Source organism: Nitrospira sp. BLG_2, assembly GCF_049222245.1.
Genome location: NZ_JBLYIG010000634.1, coordinates 1 through 4,177, shown reverse-complemented (window position 1 = coordinate 4,177; position 4,177 = coordinate 1). Strand labels below are relative to the sequence as shown.

The following is a 4,177-nucleotide window of genomic DNA, read 5'->3' as shown; positions in this document are numbered from 1 at the left end:
ATAAACAATTGGGTCGATCTCGGCCGGACGCTGGAGGATCTCGGGCAGGCCGAGGCCGCGTTGAGCTGCTACCGTGCGATTCTCCGGAAACAACCGGGCCATGCATTTGCGCTCGGACAGTATCTGGCTTTGGCCAAAGGTGACGAAGGCCTTGAATGGCTTGAGCAAGTCGAGCAGATACTTGACCGGTCAGGTGATTCCAAGGAAGGCAAAGCCTTGATCGGGTATGGGCTCGCAAAATTTTACGACCGACGCGGTTCTTACAAAGAGGCGGCCCACGCCGCCACCCGAGCCAATGCGGCGAGACGGAGCAGTGTTGGACCGTTAGATCGAGAGGGGTTGAAGGCGCGCGTCGATGCGATCATGGCCGCCTACACGCCGGAGTTCTTCAGCGAGCGGCGCCACATGGGTCTCGGGACCGATCAACCGGTGTTCATTGTGGGGCTACCGCGCTCGGGCACGACGCTGACCGAACAAATATTGGCCGCGCATCCATTCATGCACGGAGCCGGTGAATTGCCGGACCTCGCGCGCTTAGCCCGGCACGTCGTGACGGAACATGACACGGCTCCGTGGCAAGCCGCCGTCCGGCTCGAGGAGATGGCCAGCCGATGGCTCGCGCATGACTATTTGCGCGCACTCCGGCGTCAGGCGCCGCCCGATTGCCCCCGTATCAGCGATAAACAGCCGCTCAACTATTTCCATATGGCCTTTGCCGCGTTGCTGTTTCCCAATGCCCGGGTGATCCATTGCCGGAGAGACGCACGTGACAATGCGCTCTCGATCTGGATGGAAAACTTCAATCCCGATCAGCGGTACGCCACGGACTTCGACGATCTCGCCTTTTTTATCGCGCAAGAGCGGCGGCTGATGGCGCATTGGCATGCCGTGCTGCCGCGCAAGATGCTCGACGTTCAGTACGAAGATGTGGTGGCGGATCTGGAGGGCCAGGCCAGGCGGCTCATCGACTTTCTCGGAGCTCCCTGGGATGACCGCTGCCTCCAATTTCACCAACAGGAGCGGGCGGTGCAGACTCCCAGCCGCTGGCAGGTGCGACAGCCGATCTATACGAAATCTGTCGGGCGCTGGAAACGCTATCGGGAGTTTTTACCGGACTTGGAAGAGGCCCTATAGCCGGACAATTCGGCGCCACTGCCCACAAGTTCCGCTTCAGGAAGGGCTTGACTTTCTTTCTTTTGCTTCCTCATACTTGAGACCGTTTCTCAATATCACATCTCTATTCACAGACAATGGCAGGGGCGGGTTTTCACGTGGCCAACGAGATTGCAGCGGAACGCTTCTCTCTCTTCCGAGAATATTACGATGAGCTCGTCAGATATCTGACGGCTAAATTGCGGTCGCGTGACCAGGCTCAGGATGTCGCTCAGGAAGCGTTTCTTCGCGTGCTCACGCAGAGTCAACAGCAAATGTTAACGGCGGGAGAACGGATTTCATACAGCGCGCAGGGCGGGCTCTCTGCAATAACGGCGATCGATATCGCCGCCGAGACCGCCTGGACGACGGACGAAATGATCTTCGATGAACGTCCGTTGGGCGAAGTAGTCCAAGAGATCGGACGCTATCATCCGGGAGAGATACGAGTGCTCGATCCCCGACTGAGCGAACGAAAGATCAGCGGCCGGTTCAGCGTGCATGATCGCGAGGCATTTCTACGGGCAGTGAAGGCTGCCACGCGGGCACAATCGGCTTCTCTCGGCGGGAATGTCATCGTCCTGAGCGAATGAAGTTCTTTTTACATGGAATGCGACGAGTCGGGCGAAGTCTTGGAACGTGCACTGTTGTGAACGAACGCGCCCGTATCGCGGCCTTCTGGAAAGGGATTCGGTCATGACCACCATCAAGTTTAATCGGCTGATCCGTAATGGCGGCGGGCATCACGCGCTCGGTTGGACGGCGTCCGTTCTGTATCACCTGATCGGATTATCCGGCGTGCTGTACTGTATGTCGGAGCTCGGCAAATCGGTCCATCGCGACGCATTTCACTGGGACATCTCCATGGTGGAAGCTCCAAGGAAAGCGGAACCAATACCGTTGTCCTCGGCCACTCCGCTGCCTCCTCAGCCACATTCAGTCGAGCGATCGGTTGATTTTCGACACTCTGCCGAGGTACTTCAAACCGTGCAGCATGCCGATCATGAGATCGTGACGCCGCAGATGCAACCTTTAACCGCCGCAGTACCGTCGAAAGAAGCCCGGCAGTTGATTGCTCGAGCAGATCATGCCGACCCCGCGACGATCATGGCGCGCGCCAAGTCCGTGGCGGAACAGTATGCGGTGGTACAGCCAGAGGAGCCGAATATCCAATACCGCACTATCCTTCATCGGCAGGTGCAATATCTCCAGACCCAAGCGGATTATGGATGGCTTCGTGACATGCTTTGGAATCGGATCGAAGCGTTCAAGCAGTACCCCGGGCTGGCAAAAACCAACCACTGGGAGGGAAACGTCGTCGTGCAGGCGGTTATCAAGGCGGACGGTACGGTGGGCGATCTGAAGATTGCGGAAAGCTCGGGACATACCTTGCTGGATGAGGAGGCCTTGACGGTAATGAAGAAAGCTTCTCCGTTGAAGCTGAAATATCAATTGGAGACATCGCAGATTACCATTCTCGTTCCCATCAGTTATCGCTTGGAAGGGTAGGAGTCAGACAACAGGCACACGTTCAGGTAGCCGGTCGTTTCGCCACATCTCCGTGGCTCGTATGATCGATAAATCCCCGCCATAGACGCGCCATCTCAACTCAATGCGAGAAGGGAGGGGCCGTTCCTTCATTCCTCCTCAGAGTGTGTCCTTTCTTCTCGGTCCCACATCAGGTTCGTGCAGGCTGCGCGTCCCACTCTCGTGGATGCGTTTCGGTCTTTGCGCCTTTGTGGTGTGCGCAACTGGTCAGACTGTAGAGTTCGACACCAAGTGGGAGCCGCTTGGGCAACGGATCTGTCTTACCGCTGCGCTATTCCGGACAGATCTCGATAACATCGCCTCTCCTGATCCAAGCAATCCGCTCTTTGTGGTCGGTGGCCAAAGTCAACGCAATCAGGGGTTTGAGTTCGAAGGTCGTGGCGCTCTGCTTCCCGAACTACAAATGAATGTAGCCTACACATTTCTCGAGACCGAAGTCACACAGAGCACGATTCCCGCTGCTGTTGGGTCGCAGGCCTATAATTCCCCAAAACATACTGTCAGCGTCTTTTGCAGCTACGATTGCTCGGAGCTCTTGACGAAAGGGCTGAAGTTCGGAGCAGTCGTCTATTATCGCAGCGAGGTTTTAGGAGTTTCACCACAGGACACCTACTAAAGGTACACGCGAGCGGATATCTTTGCGATCTATGCGCCGCTCAAGTGGCTTAGCTTGCAGCTCAATCTTAACAACATAGCTGATAGTAGGTACGTCGAAGAACCGTTCTCATACTCTGGGTATAACCATTTCGGCGCGCCGCGGCACGTGATCGGCATGGTGCGGATGACGTTCTGAGGGAGCGTGAATCGCGGATCGTTAACCGTGAACCGAATGCACTACCTTTGATGGAGTCAGCCGCAAAAGACGTGGTGTCGGTCACGGTCTCAAATGCGTGTTTCCAGATTCCAGCTGAGAAATACTCCGGCGGGATCAGCTCGACGATGTTACCGATACACGTCGTCATGGCTACCGATATCGAGTAGCATGATTTCTTTCTTGGTCATCCGAAGCGTCAAGGTGATGCGGTAAGCATAGGTGACGCTGACTGCATGAAGCCCTTCGAGTGCTCCGACGAGGGGATGTAGTTTGAGGGACGGCGTGAACGGATCAGCTTCCAGATTCTTTAATGCTTTGGCAAGGTGCTTCTTGAGTTCCGGGTGAGCTCGTGTGAACTTGGTGATCCGGCGATCAAAATGGCCGGTCGTCACCAGTGCGTACATTAGACGTCAAGACCAAGCTCGTCGATCAACGACCGTGCAGTTACGCGGCGCATTCGTCCTACTTTCACGTCTTTCAGCGACCGACGAATTCGAGCGATGTACGACGCGCGATAGCTTTCCGACAATTCACGAAATTGGTCCTCAGCCATAATGACATACGCGGGTCCGTTATCTCGGAGCACATGTACCGGTCCCCGCTTCAGGGCCTTATCCACCGCGGAAATTCCACGGCGTCTGATTTCGGTGGCTGGTATGGTCC

6 protein-coding genes are annotated in these 4,177 nt (G+C 56.1%); 4 read left to right on the top strand and 2 right to left on the bottom strand.

Features of this window, described 5'->3' with window-relative positions; genetic code table 11:
- The 4 genes from ACOSYY_RS16860 to ACOSYY_RS16845 form a co-directional block, all read left to right on the top strand.
- The coding region (locus ACOSYY_RS16860) for a sulfotransferase (RefSeq protein WP_421663948.1) at nt 1–1,134 on the top strand (1,134 nt) is incomplete at its 5' end.
- Nucleotides 1,135–1,271: 137 nt separating this feature from the next.
- Nucleotides 1,272–1,745 (top strand): sigma factor, encoded by a 474-nt coding sequence (locus ACOSYY_RS16855; RefSeq protein ID WP_421663947.1) that lies wholly within the window; start codon nt 1,272–1,274, stop codon nt 1,743–1,745.
- 103 nt (nt 1,746–1,848) lie between these two features.
- The gene (locus ACOSYY_RS16850; RefSeq protein ID WP_421663945.1) at nt 1,849–2,661 is read left to right on the top strand and encodes a TonB family protein; all 813 of its coding nucleotides are present in this window, start codon (nt 1,849–1,851) and stop codon (nt 2,659–2,661) included.
- A 229-nt stretch (nt 2,662–2,890) separates the two neighbouring features.
- Nucleotides 2,891–3,316: a TonB-dependent receptor domain-containing protein gene (locus ACOSYY_RS16845; protein WP_421663943.1), complete on the top strand. Its 426-nt coding sequence runs from the start codon at nt 2,891–2,893 to the stop codon at nt 3,314–3,316.
- Between the two features lie 326 nt (nt 3,317–3,642).
- On the opposite strand, the gene ACOSYY_RS16840 is transcribed toward ACOSYY_RS16845, so the two are convergent.
- Complete coding sequence (locus tag ACOSYY_RS16840; protein ID WP_421663941.1) at nt 3,643–3,918, bottom strand: type II toxin-antitoxin system RelE/ParE family toxin; 276 nt, start codon at nt 3,916–3,918, stop codon at nt 3,643–3,645.
- Nucleotides 3,918–4,177: type II toxin-antitoxin system Phd/YefM family antitoxin (locus ACOSYY_RS16835; protein ID WP_421663939.1), on the bottom strand; the 260-nt coding region annotated here is incomplete at its 5' end. The genes ACOSYY_RS16835 and ACOSYY_RS16840, both read right to left, overlap by 1 nt.

What these genes read in the sequence shown, in the direction of transcription:
- ACOSYY_RS16850 (WP_421663945.1), top strand. Translation starts at nt 1,849, where the DNA reads ATGACCACCATCAAGTTTAATCGGCTGATCCGTAATGGCGGCGGGCAT.
- ACOSYY_RS16840 (WP_421663941.1), bottom strand. Translation starts at nt 3,918, where the DNA reads ATGTACGCACTGGTGACGACCGGCCATTTTGATCGCCGGATCACCAAG.